The following is a 15,587-nucleotide window of genomic DNA, read 5'->3' as shown; positions in this document are numbered from 1 at the left end:
GTTATAAATGCTTTGTGGTATAAAATCCACACTTGGACGCTCATATGCCCGAATTCGGGCAATAGCAGCTCTAATGAGGATTTTACGGAAAGGTAATATATTGGACTACTACCGGCGTTTCTATCGTGTCTGAACGAGAACAACACCTCATCAATGAAACGATTCACCATTCCAGTCTTTAAGTGTGCATGCCGGACCGCATCGAGTGGAAACGGGATGGATCGCAAGGATATGAAATCGAACGATGATTACAACCTCGATTAAATTTTCATCAGTCAGTATATTTTTACTCTGAAAACAGACGTTCGCGAGAATACAGTGATCGTCGGCGAGCGTTCTATTACTGCTCGACGATCTCGATCTCGTGGCCGTCTTGATCCGTCGTAAACGCGTACCTGTCGTCGCACGATTCCGGGTTGCGGTAGTCGTCCGCCTCGCGCTCCATCAGGGACTCCCACGTCTCGTGGAGGTCGTCGGCACGCACCGCGAGGTGCCCCCACGCGTCTCCCATCTCGTAGGATCGGCCGTCGTAGTTGTACGTGAGTTCGACCGCCATCGCTTCCTCGGCGGCCTCCTCGGGTTTCATGAAGTAGTTCGCGAACGTGTCCGACTCCCAGCGGCCGGTGTGTTCGTACTCGAACTTCCGCGTCCAGAAGCCGAGCGCCTCGTCGGCGTCCTCGACGCGCATCATCGTGTGGTCGATGCTCCACTTCTCGCCGTAATCGCGCTTTACGATCTCTATCTCGTGGCCGTCGGGGTCTTTGACGAAGGCGTAGCGTCCGCCACAGGATTCGGGGTCGCGGTAGTCCTCGACGCCCTCGTCCATCAGTTGCTGGTACGACGATTCGAGTTCGTCTTCGGGGACGCGTACCGCGATGTGTCCCCACGCGTCGCCCATCTCGTACGACCGGCCGTCGTGGTTGTACGTGAGTTCGAGGACGGCACCGTCGTCGTGGACGTCCTCCGGGCCGAGAAAGACGTTCGTGAACGTGTCCGCCTCCCAGCGCCCCTTCTCCTCGTAACCGAGGTGCGTTTCGTACCAGTCGAGCGATTCGTCCAAGTCCTCTACACGCATCATCACGTGATCGAATGTCCCGCTCATACGTCCGAAACCACCCGCTCCGAAGCGAAAAGGGTACCGCTCGCGGAACTTCGAGAGGAAATTAATCGTTACTCGCGCGCCTCACGCATGCACGCATGCGGACTACTCTATAATTTTTCCGAGGTCGGATCGATGGAACCACCACGCACACGACCAGAGACAGACCGGCCCGAGCGGGACGACGTAACCGGTCCGATGAACGAACCGGAGCGAAAAACTCACGTGCGTGATTCCCGCTAACACGAGCAACCAACCGGTCACCCGCTTGTCTTCGAACCGTCCGGCGAACGAACTCAAGACGGCGAGGAGATACAGACACACGCTCAACGGCCACGCGAGGAGTTGCCGGGGGAGGCCGGACGTGAGGACGAACAGGTAGTCGGGAAGCGGCGTGACGTGGTAGGTCGTCGGATTCAACAGCCCCCACGGAAAGACGAGCGTCGTGCCGCCGGGCGCGACGAGAACCGTCCACGGAACGAAAAACAGCGCGAGAAGGACGAGTCGCCGACGCCGTTCCGGGGAGAGCGGTGCGTGCGGAACGGTGGGGCTCACTTTCGAAGGATGAGTCGGAGGACGTCTTCGTCCGCGAGTTCGTGTTCCACGCCGACCTGCTGTTCGTCGTGTTTCGCGCTCGGTCCGCTGACGCGGGCGAACCGGAACCGCTGTTGCATCTCGCCACCGAGGTAGTTACAGGCGTCCTCGATGGTGCTTCCCTTCGGAAGGACGAGCGGTTCCTCGTAATCGACGCCGCGTCCCGGCTTGTCCATGTATATCCGCATCAGGCCGAGTTCGTCCCAGATTTTCTCCCGCAGTACGTCGAGTCCTTTCTCCTTTTCCGCGCTGATGAACACGGCCTCGTCGGGGTCGATGTCGTGATCACGCAGTCGTTCGCGGACGGTTTCCGCGTAGTCGTGTTCGATGAGGTCGACCTTGTTCACCGTGACCATCGAGGGGATGTAGACGCGGTTGTCCATGATGCCGTCGATGAGGCGGTCGATGTCCACCTTCTCGCGGAGGGTAACGTTGGCGTTCACGTACCCGCGCTCGCGGAGGACTTCCTTGATGACGTTCTCGGAGATGTCCTGGTCAGCGCTAGACGTCACCCTGATTCCGCCCCGGCCTTTCTTCGCGATGGAGATGCTGGGCGGCGTGGAGTCGAGTCGAATCTTGTTCTCGTACAGTTCCTCTCGAAGCCGCTCGTACTGGTCGATTTCGAAGACCGAAAGCACGAACACCACGAGGTCCGCGGCCCGGACGACCGACAGGACTTCCTGTCCACCCCCGCGGCCGTGGGCCGCACCCTCGATGAGGCCGGGGACGTCGAGGAGTTGGATGTTCCCGCCGTTGTACTGTAACATCCCCGGGTTCACATTGAGCGTGGTGAAATCGTAGGAACCGACTTCGCTATCCGCGGCAGTGAGCGAGTTCAACAGCGTCGATTTGCCGACGCTCGGGAAGCCGACGAACGCGACAGTTGCGTCGCCCGTCTTCTCGACGGCGTAGCCCTCTCCACCACCGGCGGAGGACTGGTTCTGTAGCTTCTCCTTTTTCTCCGCGAGTTTCGCCTTCAGCCGACCGATGTGGCTCTCGGTGGACTTGTTGTACGGCGTGTCCGAGATTTCCTCGCGGAGTGCTTCGATTTCCTCCTCCAGTCCCATTAGCAACACGTCGGCCGTGACCGCCGAAAAACTTGTTCCTTCTGGTCAGTGAGATTCCGTCGCGTATTTCGACACGTTAATAGGTTGCGCCCTGCGAACCCACACATACGTAAATGCCGAATCCGGTTCATCTCCGCGATAGCACGCAGATCGTCCTCCACCGAAGCGCTCTTAGCGGGATTCGTAGCGAACTCGAATGCAAGTTCATGCTGACCATCGTCCAGATGGACGACGAATGGTTCCGGCTCATCGGGAGTCCGGTCGAGATAAAGAACGCGAGCCAGTTCTTGGGACGACACGGCGTGAGTCTGCCGTAGTCGAATCCGATTTTCCGCTCGATTTTTCCGCCGTTTTCGCGGAGACCGCCGAGTGAACGGTTGACACTCTCGGCGGCGAAATCCACCGTTCGGCGACGCGGCAAAAGAAAATCCTTAAAACTCCGGCGAGGTTTCGGTTACGTATGGTAGATACGATCGAAGTACTCGTCCCCGGCGGACAGGCCAATCCCGGCCCACCACTCGGCCCGGAACTCGGCCCGACCGCGGTCAACGTACAGGAAGTCGTCAACGAGATCAACGAGCAGACGGCGGCGTTCGACGGGACGGAAGTCCCCGTCACCGTCTTCGTCGAGGACGACGGCGGTTTCAGCCTCGAAATCGGTGTCCCGCCGACGGCGGCGCTCATCAAGGACGAGGCCGGATTCGAGACGGGCAGCGGCGAACCCCAGAAGGACTTCGTCGCCGACCTCTCCATCGACCAGGTGAAGAAAATCGCGGAGCAGAAGAAACCCGACCTCCTCGCCTACGACACGAAGAACGCGGCGAAGGAAGTCGTCGGGACGTGTGCCTCGCTCGGCGTCACCGTCGAAGGCGACGACGCACGTGAGTTCAAAGCCAAGGTAGACGGCGGCGAGTACGACGACGCTCTCTCCGCGTAACTCGGTTCTTCTTCCACTATACCAACAGCAGTATCGCCGAGTAGCCGCCGGCACCGGCGGCGAACGACCAGAAGCGACTCTGGCGTTCCTCCGGTAACTCCTCTTTGATGACGTTCAGAATCACGCCGCCAGCGAGGAACGCAAAGAGCGTGTTCACGACGGCTTCGTCGACATGCGTGGTGATGCCGATACCCCATCCGGCCACGACGGCGACGGCCAGCACCCAGCGTCCGATGCGGTCGTATATCTCCCGGTGATGCGCTCGGAAGCCGTAATCGTTGACGACGAAGTGCAATCCCATGGCGACGGCGTACAGCACCAACCCCGCGATACCCGGCTGTTCCCGATGGACGAGGAGATAGCCGATGAGCGCGTTGTACGCCGTGAACGCGCCGATGTGAATCCAGAAGACGGTCGTGTTCACCTCCGGACGGACGTCCGAATCGCGGCCCGATTCCTGTGCGAGGCGTTCCAATCCGTAGAACAGGGCGAACCCGGTGAGCGCGACGAGGAAGACGTGGCGTTCGAGGAATCCCGCGAAGAGGGGGACCGATTCGAGTATCGTCCCACCCCGAAGTTCGGGGAGGACGTGGACGAAGACGTAGGCCACCGACGCGCCGCCGGCGGCCGAGAGCCACATACTCCGCGGAATCACTCGAAACGCCCGGACTCGCCCTGCTCCCACGTGAACGAGCGCGAGCGCGACTGCCACGATGCCCGTGAACGGCGTCATCGTCGTCATCGTTCGTGCCTGCGATGCGACCCCAAACCGCAAACCAGTGACGGCTCTGCCGGCCGTTCGGGCCGAAATGGTTCGACGGGTTTAAGTTCCGCATCCGTTAAATTCGGGTGAGACAGGCATGGCCTGTTTCACTGACCCGTAGGAGCATTCCTGCGTACTACGGAGGTGAACGATGGCAAATAATGAGATAGAGCAAGCAGTCTCTCGCGCACTCGAGGACTCCCCCCAGCGGAATTTCCGCGAAACGGTGGACCTCGCAATCAACCTGCGCGACCTCGATTTAAACGATCCGTCGAATCGTGTAGACGAGAGTATCGTACTCCCGTCCGGAACCGGCCAAGACACCAAAATCGTCGTTTTCGCGGAGGGTGAAACCGCCCTTCGTGCCGAGGACGTCGCGGACGACGTTCTCTCGGGCGACGACTTGGAGGACCTTGGCGACGACGACGACGCGGCAAAAGACCTCGCGGGCGACACGGACTTCTTCATCGCCGAGGCGTCGATGATGCAAGACATCGGTCGCTACCTCGGTACCGTCCTCGGCCCGCGCGGTAAGATGCCGACGCCGTTGCAACCCGACGACGATGTCGTCGAAACCGTCAACCGGATGAAAAACACCGTCCAGCTTCGGAGCGGCGACCGACGAACGTTCCACACGCTCGTCGGCGCAGAGGACATGTCCGCGGAGGATATCTCCGAGAACATCGACGTTATCGTTCGACGTCTGCACTCCAACTTGGAGAAAGGACCGCTCAACGTGGATACTATCTACGTGAAAACGACGATGGGACCGTCGGTGGAGGTAGCCTAGAATGTCCGCAGAAGCCGAGCGCAAGACGGAAACGATTCCGGAGTGGAAGCGTGAGGAAGTCGATGAGCTGACGGACTTCGTCGAGAACTACAACAGTGTCGGCGTCGTCAACATCACCGGCATTCCGAGCCGACAGCTCCAGAACATGCGTCGCGGCCTTCACGGAAGCGCGGAACTCCGCGTCAGCCGTAACACGCTGGTGAGGCGCGCGCTCGATTCGGTCGGCGATGGCTTCGAGGACCTCGAAGAGTACGTTTCCGGCCAAATCGGCCTCATCGGCACGAACGACAACCCGTTCGGGCTGTACAAGGAACTGGAAGCCTCGAAGAGCCCGGCACCCATCTCGGCCGGCGAGACTTCCCCGAACGACATCCTCATCCCCGAGGGTGACACGGGTGTCGACCCCGGACCGTTCGTCGGCGAACTCCAACAGGCCGGCGCATCCGCACGGATCATGGACGGCTCCATCCACGTGACCGAGGACAGCCTCGTCGCGGAGGAAGGTGACGAGGTTTCGGAGGAACTCGCGAACGTTCTCTCCGAACTCGGCATGGAGCCGAAAGAGGTCGGTCTCGACCTGCGCGCCGTCTACTCCGACGGCGTCATGTTCGAGTCGGACGAACTCGCCATCGACGTGGACGAGTACCGCGCGGACATCGAGACGGCTGCGGCCTTTGCCCGCAACCTCTCCGTCAACGCGGAGTACCCGACCGAGCGGACCGCGCCGCTGCTCATCTCGAAGGCGACCAGCGAGGCCAAGAGCCTCGGTCTGCAGGCCGCCATCGAGAGCCCGGACGTCGTGCCGGACCTCGTGAGCAAGGCGGACGCGCAACTGCGCGCACTTGCCGCACAAATCGACGACGAGGACGCGCTGCCCGAGGAGCTTCGCGGTGTCGAAGCACCGGCGACTGGTGGCGCGGCCGAGGAAGAAGAAGAATCGACTGACGAAGAAGCAACTGAAGCCGAGCCTGAAGACGATGACGACGATGACGACGACGAAGACGCAGGAGCAGGCCTCGGCGCTATGTTCGGATAACTAACAATGGAATACGTTTACGCTGCACTCATCCTGAACGAATCGGGCGAAGAGATCAACGAAGAAAACCTCACGGACGTCCTCGACGCTGCCGGCGTCGATGTCGAAGAATCCCGCGTCAAGGCGCTCGTCGCCGCACTCGAAGACGTGGACATCGAGGAGGCCGTCGAACAGGCCGCCGCCGTCCCCGCCGGTGGAGCGTCCGCCGCTCCTGCCGGAGGCGACGACGAAGGCGCTGAAGAGGCCGAAGAAGAGGAAGCCGCAGAGGAAGAAGAAGAGGACGACGAGGACGAGGACGCCGGTGGCGAGGGCCTCGGCGAACTCTTCGGCTAAACACGGCACTCTCAACTCGGAATTTTCTTTCGCATACTTCCCGACCAGCGGCTGCCAACGTTTAAATACGAAACCGGGACCACTCCGTCCCGATGGAGGTGTTCGGAACGCGGTTGCTGTTGGACCCGGCGGCGACGGGGACGACGCTGGCGTTCGTCCTCGGTGGCGTCGGAATCGGGACGATAAGCGGGTTGACGCCGGGGGTTCACGTCAACAACCTCGCGCTGTTGCTGGCGTCCGTGGCGACGTCGATAACCGGCCCGCCGAAACTCGTCGGCGCGGCCATCATCGCCGCGGGCGTCGTCCACTCGTTTCTCGACGTGGTTCCGGCGCTCGCGCTCGGGGTTCCGGACCCCGTGATGGCGGCGAGCGCACTTCCCGGCCATCGGCTCGTCATCGAGGGACGGGGGCGCGAAGCGATTCGACTCTCAGCGTTAGGAAGCGGGCTCGCGGTCGCCATCGCGGTGCCGCTCGCGCTCCCCGTGACGACGGTCATGACGGGCGCGTATCCGCTGCTTCGGGACCATCTTCCGCTCCTCCTCCTCGGCACCGCGGGATTTCTGGTGCTTACGGAACCGACGACACGGGGGAAAGTCGGGGGCGTCGTGGCGTTTTCCGCGAGTGCAGTCCTCGGCATCCTCGCGCTGCCGCTGTCGCCGAGCGCACCGCTCGGCGTCGGAAGCGTCCTCACGCCGCTGTTCGCGGGGCTGTTCGGCGCACCCGTTCTCGTGGACGCGATGGGCGGAACCGGTGTCCCGGAACAGGAGGGGTCGACTCTCACGATGCCGCGAACCATGATACTAATCACCGCGCTCGCGGGTGCGTTCGCCGGAGCAATCGTCGGGTATCTCCCCGGTGTTTCGAGCGCGATTGCAGCGGTTCTCGCGCTCGCGCTCGTCCCGAACCGAACCGAAGCACGGGGCTTCATCGTCGCGAGCAGCGGTGTCAACACAGCCAACACGATTTTTGCGCTCTTCGCCCTCGTCTCGCTCGGCACCCCGCGGACCGGCGTGATGGTCGCGCTCCGGGAGACGAACGCGCCGCTCGACCTTCCGATGCTCCTCGTCAGCGCGGCCATCGCCGGAATCGTCGGATTCGTTCTCGTGCTTCTGCTCGGCGACACGTATCTCGAAACGGTGGGTCGAATGGATTACCGACGGCTTTCCGTGGGAGTCCTCTGTCTGCTGGTCGCGGCGTCGTTTCTGTTCGCGAACCTCCTCGGCGTCGGGTTGTTCGTTTGTAGCGCCGTTCTCGGGGTGCTCCCGCCGCGATTGGGCTGTCGGCGCGTACATTTGATGGGGGTGTTGATGGGACCGCTCGTGGTGGGGGCGTGACCACGAGACTTTTGCCGTTTCGTTATCAACCGAGCGGTATGATTCCCCTGTTCGGTCCCGTTCCGGGTGGCGCGGAACTGGTAGTCATCTTCATCACAGCGCTCATGCTGTTCGGCATACCGTTGACCATCTTCGGGGGCATGTTCCTGCTCTATCGTCGGATGAACGGGAGTACAGCCACGAAGGAGGATGTGGACGAACTCAAAAACGAGGTGGAGGAACTACGAACAGAACTGGAAGGGAGAGAGGGAACCGAACAGCAACGGGAGCGAGAGTAGGAAATCAGGGCCGAAGTTCATCGACGAGGCGGTCCTGAAGCCCTTCCCGAATCCGGTGGCTCGTTTCGGCGGTCGTTCGGACTTCGATGACTTGCGTCCCCGAACTGTCGAGGGAGTTCGAAAACGCATCCCGAAACGCCGAAAGCGTTTCCACGCGCTCGAAGTCCAAGCCATAGAGGTCCCCCGTCGCCTCGTAATCGAGGCCGTGCGGCGTTCTGAACTGCCCGGTGAACGGAGGGTCGAACGATTCGATGGGGAGCATGTGGAAGATGCCGCCGCCGTCGTTGTTGATTTCGACGATTGTCGCGTCCACGCTACAGCGGTCGAGCGCGAGCAAGCCGTTCATGTCGTGATAGTACGCGAGGTCCCCGGTGACGAGGACGAGGGGGTCGTCCGTCGCGCTCCCGGCACCCAACGACGAACTGATGATGCCGTCGATACCGCTCGCCCCGCGGTTGCCGAGCACCGTCACGTCGGCGGACCGGGGAGCGGCGAAGCGGTCCAAATCCCGGACCGGCATGCTGTTGGAGACGAACACGGTCGCCGGGTCCGGAAGCCTTCGTGCGACGACCGCGAGGAGGTTGCCCTCGAAGTGTTCCTCGGCGTCCGCGACCAGCGACCAGTGTTCGGACTCGGCGCGTTCGAACCGCGCCGCCCACGTTTCGTTTTCGGCCTTCTCGGACCCGATTTCGTCGGCGAGTCGCCGGGCCAACCGCGTCGGGTCGGCCACGAGAAGGTCCGTCGCGGTGAAACTCGCTTCGCGCCAACCGCCGGCCGAGTCAACGACGAACTGGCGGCTTTCGACGCGTTCGAGGTACTGACGCAGGGTTTTCGAGGTCGGCGACGCGCCGAATCGAATCACGACGTCGGGGTCGGGCCACTCCTCGGTGACGTCGGGAACGAGGTACGAGTCGTAGCCACCGACGATGGTTCGGTCGTGACCGAACCGATGGCCCGAAAGCGGGTCCGCGAGGACGGGAAATCCGGTCGCGTCGGCCAGCGCCGCCAACGCGGAACGTCCGGGCGTCGGCGCGTCGGCGGGACCGGCCACGAGCATTCCGCGTTCGGCGTCGGTCACGGCATCGACGACCCGTGAGAACGCGGTGGAGTCCAGTTCCGGGACGCCGTTCGAGACGGAGACGAACGGACCGTCGCGCCCCCGTGCCGCGAGCGGGTTCTCTGCCGCGAACGACTCGGGGACGTCGCCCTCGACTTCGACGGGTCCGAGCGGCTTTCGGAACGGAAAGTTCAGGTGAACCGGCCCCGGCGGGGTTCCCGTCGCCGACCCAAGCGCTCGGGCGGCGGTCGTCCGAAGATAGCGGAGTTTTCTCCCGGTCGCCTCCGGTTCGGCCACGTCGGCATACCAGCGAACCGCGCTTCCGTACAGTTTCTCCTGATCGACGGTCTGATTCGCGCCGCTGTCGCGGAGTTCCGGCGGTCGGTCGGCCGTGCAAACGAGCATCGGAACCCGTGCCCTGTCCGCCTCGATGACGGCGGGATGGAAGTTCGCAGCCGCCGTCCCGGAGGTGCAGACGAGGGGAGTGGGTTTTCCCGTTCGTTTCGCTCGGCCGAGCGCGAAGAAGGCCGCCGAGCGTTCGTCCAGATGGGAGAACACCTCGATATCGTCGTGCAGGGCGAACGCGACGGTTAGCGGCGTCGAGCGACTGCCGGGGGCGAGACAGACGGCGTCGACGCCCCCCGCGACCAACTCGTCTACGAACGTTTCGGCCCACTGCGTGTTTCGGTTGGGATACGTCATTCGAGTTCGTTCAGAATCGGCAGGAACTTTAACTGTACCTCGTCCCATTCCGCCACCGGGTCGCTGTCGGCGACGATGCCGTTCCCGGCGAAGAGGGTCACGCGGTCGTCGGACGCCACGCCCGATCGGATGCCGACCGCGAACTCCCCGTCGCCGTCGGCGTCGAACCATCCGACCGGCGAGGCGTACCAGCCGCGGTCGAACCGTTCCGTCTCTCGGATGGTTCGCATGGCGTCCTCCGGCGGAAGGCCGCCGACCGCGGGAGTCGGATGCAACGCTTCGACCACCGTGAGGACGTGTTCGGTTTCGTCGAGTTCGGCCGAAATCGGCGTCTGTAGGTGTTGAATGGTGGACAGTCGCTTGAGTCGCCGCTCGCCGACCGTGACCGAGGAGGCGAGCGGTTCGAGTCCGTCGCGAATCGTTTGGGCGACGAGTTCGTGTTCCTCCCGAACCTTCTCGCTGTCGGCGAGTTCCGCGGCGAGTTCGTCGTCCTCTTCGGGGGTTTCTCCCCGACCGACCGACCCGGCGAGCGCCTCCGTCTCGACCGTCTGGCCGCGGAGCGAGACGAGTCGTTCCGGGGGTGCACCGAAAAACCCGCCCGACGAGGTGGGTTGAACGAGAAAACGATAGCATTCGGGATAGGACGTCCGTAGGCGTTCGAGGATGTCGGGGACGACGACGGACTCGTCGAGTTCGACCTCCAACGCGGTTGCGATGACGACTTTCTTCAACTCACCGTCCCGAATCCGGTCGGTCACGTTGCGAATCTGTGAACACCACTCGTCCCGCACCGTGACGGGATGGGTCGATTCGATACCCGGCGAGTCGCTGCGGGGTCGCATCGTGGGCAGGGTTTCTATCTCCGTGCGCGTCTCGCCGAGGAAATCCTCGACGCTCTCCTCGGTCGTCTCACGGGCCGAGACGGAGAGCCACGTTCCGGTTTCCGTCCGCGTCAGTTGGACGCGTGGCAGAACGAACTCCGCTCCGGGAAACCCGTCCCACGGCGGCGTCGGTTCGTGTTCCGCATCGAACGAAAATCCCCCGAACAGACGGGGACGAGCCTGACGCGGTCCGTCGTCCCACGTCACGGACTCGAAGAGTTCCGCGGCGTCCTCCCGAATCTCGTCGAATCGCCGTCCGCCGCCCGCGGAAAGGTGTGCGGCCGCGCCGCTTGCGGCGATTTCGAGGCCATCGGGCGACGTCCAGTAGAGACGCGGTGCCGCCCGCTCGGCGAGAAACGAGCGAAACGAAACGTCGGGTACCCTGCACGTCCTCGTTACGAGCGGAGAACCCGCCGACAGTTGACCGTCACGATGCGGTGGCATTGGATGATAACTCGGGAACGCTGACCCTTCAGCCTAACTATATCGCTCCTCGTTCCACGGATTTGCGGTGTTGGAGTACCCGCGCTTTTCCCAGTATCCCCGTTCGGGCTCGGTGAGGAACTCGACACCGTTCACCCACTTCGATCCTTTATAAGCATACTTGTGGGGTGTGACGACGCGAAGCGGTCCGCCGTGTTCGCGGGGAAGCGAATCGCCGTCGTACTCCCGGACGAATAGCACGTCGTCGCGCATGCAGTCTTCGAGCGGGAGGTTCGTCGTGTAGCCGTCGAGCGCGGAGAACATCACGTGAACCACGTCGTCGCGCAGGCCCGCGCGCTCCGCGAGCGTCGGGAAGGTGACGCCCGTGAACTCGCAGTCGAACTTGCTCCACCCGGTGACGCAGTGGAAGTCCTGTTTCTGCGTCTCGCTCGGCAGGTCACGGAATGCCTCCCACGAGAAGGTCAGTTCGTTCTCGACCGCACCAGTGACCGAAAACTCCCACGATTCGGGGTCCCATTCGGGCGTACTCCCCTTCGAGAGGACGGGGAACTTGCTCGTCTCCCGTTGTCCGGGCGGGAGTCGCTCTCCGTCGAACTCGCGATGGATGTTCGTCCTGTCCATAACGCTCATACTCGAACGCAGGGAGGCCGGAAACGTAGATGTACCGAACGCGGTCAGCGCGGGGAAAGGTCGTGTTAGCGTCGGGGTAACGATCGTATCGACGTCTAACACGACCCTATCGTTGGGTACCTCCTGAATAACAAAGAACGGCGTGCCACAATCGACTGACGCATGTCCGAATCAGAGCAACAAACCAGCACCCGAGAGCGTCCGGCGATGGACGCAGCACAGGAGTCGACGACTGATATCGCGATACTCGCATCCGCGGCGTCGGTGCTCCTGTCGTGGCACCAGTTCTTCATCAGGGGGAACCGCGAGCGCGGCCTCTTCATCGGTCTGTGGCCGCCGACCATCCTCGCGTTCGCCAGCTATTTCAACCAGAAGAAGATGGAGCAGAGATTGGAGTCGATGAAGCCGAGCAGCATCATCAACTCGCTCGACCAGATGTTCGGCAACCGGTGAGCGGACGGATACGTCTTCATTTCTTCGGTTCCATAGCCGGTCACTATTCGCAGCTATCAAGATTTTATTGAGAATACGAGAACCAAAGCTCTCGGTTAAAAAACTTGAGTTCGCAATACCGGTAGCATCTCCCCGTCAGACTTAAGAACACCCCTCCCGAAGCCCACAACTGTTCCAATGCCAAAGGTAGAGATTACCGTCCCCGAGCACCTCGAAATGCAAATCGCCCAGATGGTTGACCAGGGAGAATTCGTCAACCGTGAGGAGGCCATCGAGGACTTGCTCGCAACTGGTCTCAAGGCATACAAGACCAGCGGACCGATGGACAACGATCGAGAACCGGGACTCGAAGACGAGGGGATGATGGGTCACGAAGACGAGTACGTCTTCTAACGACGCTCTCCCTAACGTGTGAATAGTTCTCAGAAACTCTTAAACCGACAAACTTCCAATGGCTGTGCATGCATAAGGACGAGCTTTTGGAGCTACACGAGCAGATGGTGACGATTATGGAATACTTCCGTGAACAGGACGGCGTCCCGACCGGCGCGTTCGACGCGTACGACCAGCTCGACGTCGACCCGTCCCACGTTCACAAGTCCAAGAGCGAACACAAACACGCCGTCTTCGTGCTCGGAAACTCGCTCGCCGACGTCATGAGCGAAGACGAGTTCAGCGAGGCCGGACGTATCGGAAAGCGAATGGAAGAACTCGCCGACGACGCCGAGCAGAAAATCTGATTTTTGAGCGACACTGTCGTCCGTTCGAAAGCTCGAACGGGCACGAAGCGCCTCCTGAAGAGCCGCTCGTGCAATCGTCGTCCCTCGAAAGCTCTCCCACGTACTTGATACGTGGACCCAGCTAACCCGAAAGTATTTGAGGAGGATTCCGTTTTGACGTAATATGGATGCGCGCATAGTCGAGCAGATAACCGAGTGGAGCTCCCGCCCCTTCTCCGGTGGGTTGGAGACGCTCCACGCGCTCGCCGACGAGGAGTTTTCCGGGGCGGTCAAAGCGGGTGGCGCGTGGCTGTTCATGTTGAACGGCCGCGTCATCGGCGTTTTCGACGGCTCCCTCGATACGTTCGAGGAGTCCGATGGGACGCAGTTCGAGGTCCCACACCCCTCGCTTCCGCTGTTGTTCAGCATGCAGGAACGAGGTGGGACGACCCAGGCGAAATATTACACGAACGACACGCCGCTGAAGGAGGCCAGCGAAACGCTCGCTTCGAACGGTTTCACGGGATACATTGAGCTCAGCGAGAACGTCCTCAGCGGCGATTACTATGTGGTCTACCACGGTGGGCGGTCGATGAGCACCGCCTACGTCGGGCAGAGCGAACAACTGATCTCCGGAGACGAGGCGTTTTCGCGTGCGAACGACGAGGTGGGTATCTACGAAGTCGTCGCGGCGGATGTGGACATCATCGACCTCCCGGAACCGGAAACGCAGGAGCCGGAACCGACCCCCGAACCGGCCGCACCCGAGTCGGATTCGATATCGGCAGCGGAAGCGTCCGATTCGGACGAGCAGGACCGGGATGAAGACCAATCGTCCACGCCGATCGCTCCATCGTCGGCCGAAACGGCGGCTGCGGGCCAGTCGGAGGCGGCGGACGCCCGGCAACCGACGTCAGCGCCGACAACGGAACCGACCCCCGAACGGCGAGCGGCCGAACGGAACGCGCAAGCATCGGAAGCCGCGACCCCGAGCGAGGGTGAGTCCAACGGTGACGACGGAACGGGAGCGTCGGACCCTCTTTCGGACGAACAGCAGTGGCGGGAAACCACGAGAATTCCGTCGCTCGACCCCGAAAATAGCAGTTCTGCGAAGTCGCGGGATGCGGGCGTCAAACAGCGACGAACGCAAGGACAGACGCCACAACGGCAGTCAGCGGGGCGACAGTCGACACAACAAGATACCCCCCGGCGCGGACAGTCGAACCGAGCGAAGGAGATAGAGGCCGAACTCACCGCACGAGCGGAGAAGATAGAGGCGCTTCAGTCGAAACTCACACAGACGGAGGCCGAGCGTGACGAACTGAAGGCGGAACGTGACCGGCTATCGGCGCGGGTCGAGGAGCTACAGGACGAACTCGAAACGGTTCGGGAGCGGAGTCCGGGCGTCTCCGCGAAGCGCCAACTGCCCGCCGAACAGGCGCTTACGCAGACGAACCTCTTCGTCCGCTACGGGTCGAAAGGGAAGGGAACGCTGGCCGACGCGACGGCGGGCGAAGCCAGCCGTGACACCGTCGAGTCGAACCTGCAACTCGAACACCACACGCAGTTCGACACGGCGGGTGTCGCGGTGGACGGTCGGGAGTTCGAGGCGTTCCTTCACGATTCGATGGAGTACAAGTTCGTCTCGTGGCTCGTCGTCGACCTCCTGTACGAAATTCTGGAGACGGGCCATCAACGCGGCTTGAAGGACCTGTTCGAAGCGATACAGCGAATCGACCGTGTCGAACTTCACGGGTCGCTGGTCACGGAAACCGAGGAGGACGGGACGACGGAACTACCGTTTGACGTCATCCTTCGGGACCGGATGGGCAACCCGCTCGTCGTGGCGAATATCAACGACTCGCGGGACCCCGCGACGGGGGAGATGATGGGGTCACTCGTGGACGCGGCGACGGCCGTGTCGAGCGCGAACGACGAACTCAGCGCGGCCTTTCAGGTCACGAAGAGCTTCTTCGAACCGGCCGCTCTGGAGACGACGGAGGACGCTACCAGCGGTGGACTGTTGACGCGAGAAAAAAGGGAGAGTTTCGTCAAGCTATCCCGCAAACGAGGATACCATCTGTGTCTGGTCGAATCACGCAACGGTGAATTCCACTTGACGGTCCCAGAACTCTAGTTTTCCGCTTCGGCTTTCTCGCCGATCTTCATCGTGTCGAGTTTGTTCGTGATCTCGGAGAGTTTCTCATCGAGTTCGGAAACGAACTCCTCGGTGCGGTCGGTCGTGATCGCACCCTGATTGGAGGGCGAGATGAGGTTTTCTTCTTCGAGTACTCGCAGGGAGTAGCGAACCTTGTGATGGGGGTACCCCGTCTCGTTCGACATCTTGACGATGCCGATAGGTTCGTTCTCAATGACCATTTTCAGGACCTGCAAGTGGCGTTCCAGCATATCGACTTCCTTCTCCAGTCGATCTATCATGGCATGTGTTAACTTGTCTTTGAACCTTTTA

General features: G+C 61.7%; 19 protein-coding genes. 11 read left to right on the top strand and 8 right to left on the bottom strand.

Annotated elements, in window-relative coordinates; translation table 11 throughout:
• Positions 1-340: 340 nt before the first annotated feature.
• The 3 genes from ACGYLY_RS07625 to ACGYLY_RS07615 all read right to left on the bottom strand — a co-directional run bounded on the left by ACGYLY_RS07625 (position 341) and on the right by ACGYLY_RS07615 (position 2,760).
• Positions 341-1,102 carry a VOC family protein gene (locus ACGYLY_RS07625; protein WP_395282247.1) on the bottom strand — a complete coding sequence of 254 codons (762 nt, stop codon included), beginning with the start codon at positions 1,100-1,102 and terminating at the stop codon, positions 341-343.
• 102 nt (positions 1,103-1,204) lie between these two features.
• Positions 1,205-1,654 (bottom strand): TIGR04206 family protein, encoded by a 450-nt coding sequence (locus ACGYLY_RS07620; protein ID WP_395282248.1) that lies wholly within the window; start codon positions 1,652-1,654, stop codon positions 1,205-1,207.
• Positions 1,651-2,760 carry an OBG GTPase family GTP-binding protein gene (locus ACGYLY_RS07615; protein ID WP_395282249.1) on the bottom strand — a complete coding sequence of 370 codons (1,110 nt, stop codon included), beginning with the start codon at positions 2,758-2,760 and terminating at the stop codon, positions 1,651-1,653. Before ACGYLY_RS07615 ends, ACGYLY_RS07620 begins: the two co-directional genes overlap by 4 nt.
• Positions 2,761-2,873: 113 nt before the next feature.
• Between ACGYLY_RS07615 and ACGYLY_RS07610 the strand changes: the two genes are divergently transcribed.
• Together ACGYLY_RS07610 and ACGYLY_RS07605 are read left to right on the top strand one after the other, a co-directional pair.
• Positions 2,874-3,077, top strand: coding sequence for a hypothetical protein (locus ACGYLY_RS07610; RefSeq protein WP_395282250.1), 204 nt, complete (start codon positions 2,874-2,876; stop codon positions 3,075-3,077).
• Between the two features lie 143 nt (positions 3,078-3,220).
• Complete coding sequence (locus tag ACGYLY_RS07605) at positions 3,221-3,697, top strand: 50S ribosomal protein L11 (RefSeq protein WP_395282251.1); 477 nt, start codon at positions 3,221-3,223, stop codon at positions 3,695-3,697.
• Between the two features lie 16 nt (positions 3,698-3,713).
• On the opposite strand, the gene ACGYLY_RS07600 is transcribed toward ACGYLY_RS07605, so the two are convergent.
• Positions 3,714-4,439, bottom strand: coding sequence for a hypothetical protein (locus ACGYLY_RS07600; RefSeq protein WP_395284140.1), 726 nt, complete (start codon positions 4,437-4,439; stop codon positions 3,714-3,716).
• Positions 4,440-4,611: 172 nt separating this feature from the next.
• On the opposite strand from ACGYLY_RS07600, the gene ACGYLY_RS07595 reads away from it, so the two are divergent.
• The 5 genes from ACGYLY_RS07595 (at position 4,612) to ACGYLY_RS07575 (ending at position 8,231) form a co-directional block, all read left to right on the top strand.
• A complete protein-coding gene (locus ACGYLY_RS07595; protein WP_395282252.1) occupies positions 4,612-5,250 on the top strand; it encodes a 50S ribosomal protein L1 in 639 nt (212 codons plus the stop codon).
• A gap of 1 nt (position 5,251) precedes the next feature.
• Positions 5,252-6,286: a 50S ribosomal protein L10 gene (locus ACGYLY_RS07590; RefSeq protein WP_395282253.1), complete on the top strand. Its 1,035-nt coding sequence runs from the start codon at positions 5,252-5,254 to the stop codon at positions 6,284-6,286.
• A 6-nt stretch (positions 6,287-6,292) separates the two neighbouring features.
• Complete coding sequence (rpl12p, locus tag ACGYLY_RS07585) at positions 6,293-6,619, top strand: 50S ribosomal protein P1 (protein WP_395282254.1); 327 nt, start codon at positions 6,293-6,295, stop codon at positions 6,617-6,619.
• A gap of 92 nt (positions 6,620-6,711) precedes the next feature.
• Positions 6,712-7,953, top strand: coding sequence for a tripartite tricarboxylate transporter permease (locus ACGYLY_RS07580; protein WP_395282255.1), 1,242 nt, complete (start codon positions 6,712-6,714; stop codon positions 7,951-7,953).
• 38 nt (positions 7,954-7,991) lie between these two features.
• A complete protein-coding gene (locus ACGYLY_RS07575; protein ID WP_231183796.1) occupies positions 7,992-8,231 on the top strand; it encodes a hypothetical protein in 240 nt (79 codons plus the stop codon).
• A 4-nt stretch (positions 8,232-8,235) separates the two neighbouring features.
• On the opposite strand, the gene menD is transcribed toward ACGYLY_RS07575, so the two are convergent.
• Genes menD through ACGYLY_RS07560 form a run of 3 tightly spaced genes read right to left on the bottom strand, consistent with a single transcriptional unit; the run spans position 8,236 to position 11,945 of the window.
• Complete coding sequence (gene menD / locus ACGYLY_RS07570; RefSeq protein ID WP_395282256.1) at positions 8,236-9,990, bottom strand: 2-succinyl-5-enolpyruvyl-6-hydroxy-3-cyclohexene-1-carboxylic-acid synthase; 1,755 nt, start codon at positions 9,988-9,990, stop codon at positions 8,236-8,238.
• A complete protein-coding gene (locus tag ACGYLY_RS07565; RefSeq protein ID WP_395282257.1) occupies positions 9,987-11,315 on the bottom strand; it encodes an isochorismate synthase MenF in 1,329 nt (442 codons plus the stop codon). Before ACGYLY_RS07565 ends, menD begins: the two co-directional genes overlap by 4 nt.
• A 33-nt stretch (positions 11,316-11,348) precedes the next feature.
• A complete protein-coding gene (locus tag ACGYLY_RS07560) occupies positions 11,349-11,945 on the bottom strand; it encodes a sulfite oxidase-like oxidoreductase (RefSeq protein WP_395282258.1) in 597 nt (198 codons plus the stop codon).
• A gap of 162 nt (positions 11,946-12,107) precedes the next feature.
• On the opposite strand from ACGYLY_RS07560, the gene ACGYLY_RS07555 reads away from it, so the two are divergent.
• The 4 genes from ACGYLY_RS07555 (at position 12,108) to ACGYLY_RS07540 (ending at position 15,254) form a co-directional block, all read left to right on the top strand.
• On the top strand, positions 12,108-12,398 hold the full coding sequence (locus ACGYLY_RS07555; RefSeq protein WP_395282259.1) for a hypothetical protein: 291 nt from the start codon (positions 12,108-12,110) through the stop codon (positions 12,396-12,398).
• 177 nt (positions 12,399-12,575) lie between these two features.
• Positions 12,576-12,791 (top strand): ribbon-helix-helix domain-containing protein, encoded by a 216-nt coding sequence (locus tag ACGYLY_RS07550; RefSeq protein WP_231183791.1) that lies wholly within the window; start codon positions 12,576-12,578, stop codon positions 12,789-12,791.
• A 68-nt stretch (positions 12,792-12,859) separates the two neighbouring features.
• Entirely contained in the window at positions 12,860-13,138 is a 279-nt protein-coding gene (locus tag ACGYLY_RS07545; protein ID WP_231183790.1) for a UPF0058 family protein, read from the top strand.
• Between the two features lie 163 nt (positions 13,139-13,301).
• Positions 13,302-15,254, top strand: a complete 1,953-nt coding sequence (locus ACGYLY_RS07540; protein WP_395282260.1) for a hypothetical protein — start codon at positions 13,302-13,304, stop codon at positions 15,252-15,254.
• On the opposite strand, the gene ACGYLY_RS07535 is transcribed toward ACGYLY_RS07540, so the two are convergent.
• The gene (locus ACGYLY_RS07535) at positions 15,251-15,556 is read right to left on the bottom strand and encodes a hypothetical protein (RefSeq protein WP_231183788.1); all 306 of its coding nucleotides are present in this window, start codon (positions 15,554-15,556) and stop codon (positions 15,251-15,253) included. The genes ACGYLY_RS07540 and ACGYLY_RS07535 overlap by 4 nt on opposite strands.
• Positions 15,557-15,587: the final 31 nt, after the last annotated feature.

Source organism: Haladaptatus sp. CMAA 1909, from assembly GCF_043952005.1.
Taxonomy (GTDB): Archaea; Halobacteriota; Halobacteria; order Halobacteriales; family Haladaptataceae; genus Haladaptatus.
This window is presented reverse-complemented; position numbering and strand designations above follow the sequence as displayed.

Excerpts from the sequence above, each read along its gene's own strand:
- ACGYLY_RS07590 (WP_395282253.1), top strand. The coding sequence starts at position 5,252 with ATGTCCGCAGAAGCCGAGCGCAAGACGGAAACGATTCCGGAGTGGAAG.
- ACGYLY_RS07600 (WP_395284140.1), bottom strand. The coding sequence starts at position 4,439 with ATGACGACGATGACGCCGTTCACGGGCATCGTGGCAGTCGCGCTCGCG.
- ACGYLY_RS07580 (WP_395282255.1), top strand. The coding sequence starts at position 6,712 with ATGGAGGTGTTCGGAACGCGGTTGCTGTTGGACCCGGCGGCGACGGGG.
- ACGYLY_RS07605 (WP_395282251.1), top strand. The coding sequence starts at position 3,221 with ATGGTAGATACGATCGAAGTACTCGTCCCCGGCGGACAGGCCAATCCC.
- ACGYLY_RS07610 (WP_395282250.1), top strand. The coding sequence starts at position 2,874 with ATGCCGAATCCGGTTCATCTCCGCGATAGCACGCAGATCGTCCTCCAC.
- ACGYLY_RS07615 (WP_395282249.1), bottom strand. The coding sequence starts at position 2,760 with ATGGGACTGGAGGAGGAAATCGAAGCACTCCGCGAGGAAATCTCGGAC.
- ACGYLY_RS07595 (WP_395282252.1), top strand. The coding sequence starts at position 4,612 with ATGGCAAATAATGAGATAGAGCAAGCAGTCTCTCGCGCACTCGAGGAC.
- ACGYLY_RS07565 (WP_395282257.1), bottom strand. The coding sequence starts at position 11,315 with ATGCCACCGCATCGTGACGGTCAACTGTCGGCGGGTTCTCCGCTCGTA.
- ACGYLY_RS07550 (WP_231183791.1), top strand. The coding sequence starts at position 12,576 with ATGCCAAAGGTAGAGATTACCGTCCCCGAGCACCTCGAAATGCAAATC.
- ACGYLY_RS07545 (WP_231183790.1), top strand. The coding sequence starts at position 12,860 with ATGCATAAGGACGAGCTTTTGGAGCTACACGAGCAGATGGTGACGATT.
- ACGYLY_RS07540 (WP_395282260.1), top strand. The coding sequence starts at position 13,302 with ATGGATGCGCGCATAGTCGAGCAGATAACCGAGTGGAGCTCCCGCCCC.
- ACGYLY_RS07535 (WP_231183788.1), bottom strand. The coding sequence starts at position 15,556 with ATGATAGATCGACTGGAGAAGGAAGTCGATATGCTGGAACGCCACTTG.
- ACGYLY_RS07555 (WP_395282259.1), top strand. The coding sequence starts at position 12,108 with ATGTCCGAATCAGAGCAACAAACCAGCACCCGAGAGCGTCCGGCGATG.
- ACGYLY_RS07625 (WP_395282247.1), bottom strand. The coding sequence starts at position 1,102 with ATGAGCGGGACATTCGATCACGTGATGATGCGTGTAGAGGACTTGGAC.
- rpl12p (WP_395282254.1), top strand. The coding sequence starts at position 6,293 with ATGGAATACGTTTACGCTGCACTCATCCTGAACGAATCGGGCGAAGAG.
- ACGYLY_RS07575 (WP_231183796.1), top strand. The coding sequence starts at position 7,992 with ATGATTCCCCTGTTCGGTCCCGTTCCGGGTGGCGCGGAACTGGTAGTC.
- ACGYLY_RS07560 (WP_395282258.1), bottom strand. The coding sequence starts at position 11,945 with ATGAGCGTTATGGACAGGACGAACATCCATCGCGAGTTCGACGGAGAG.
- menD (WP_395282256.1), bottom strand. The coding sequence starts at position 9,990 with ATGACGTATCCCAACCGAAACACGCAGTGGGCCGAAACGTTCGTAGAC.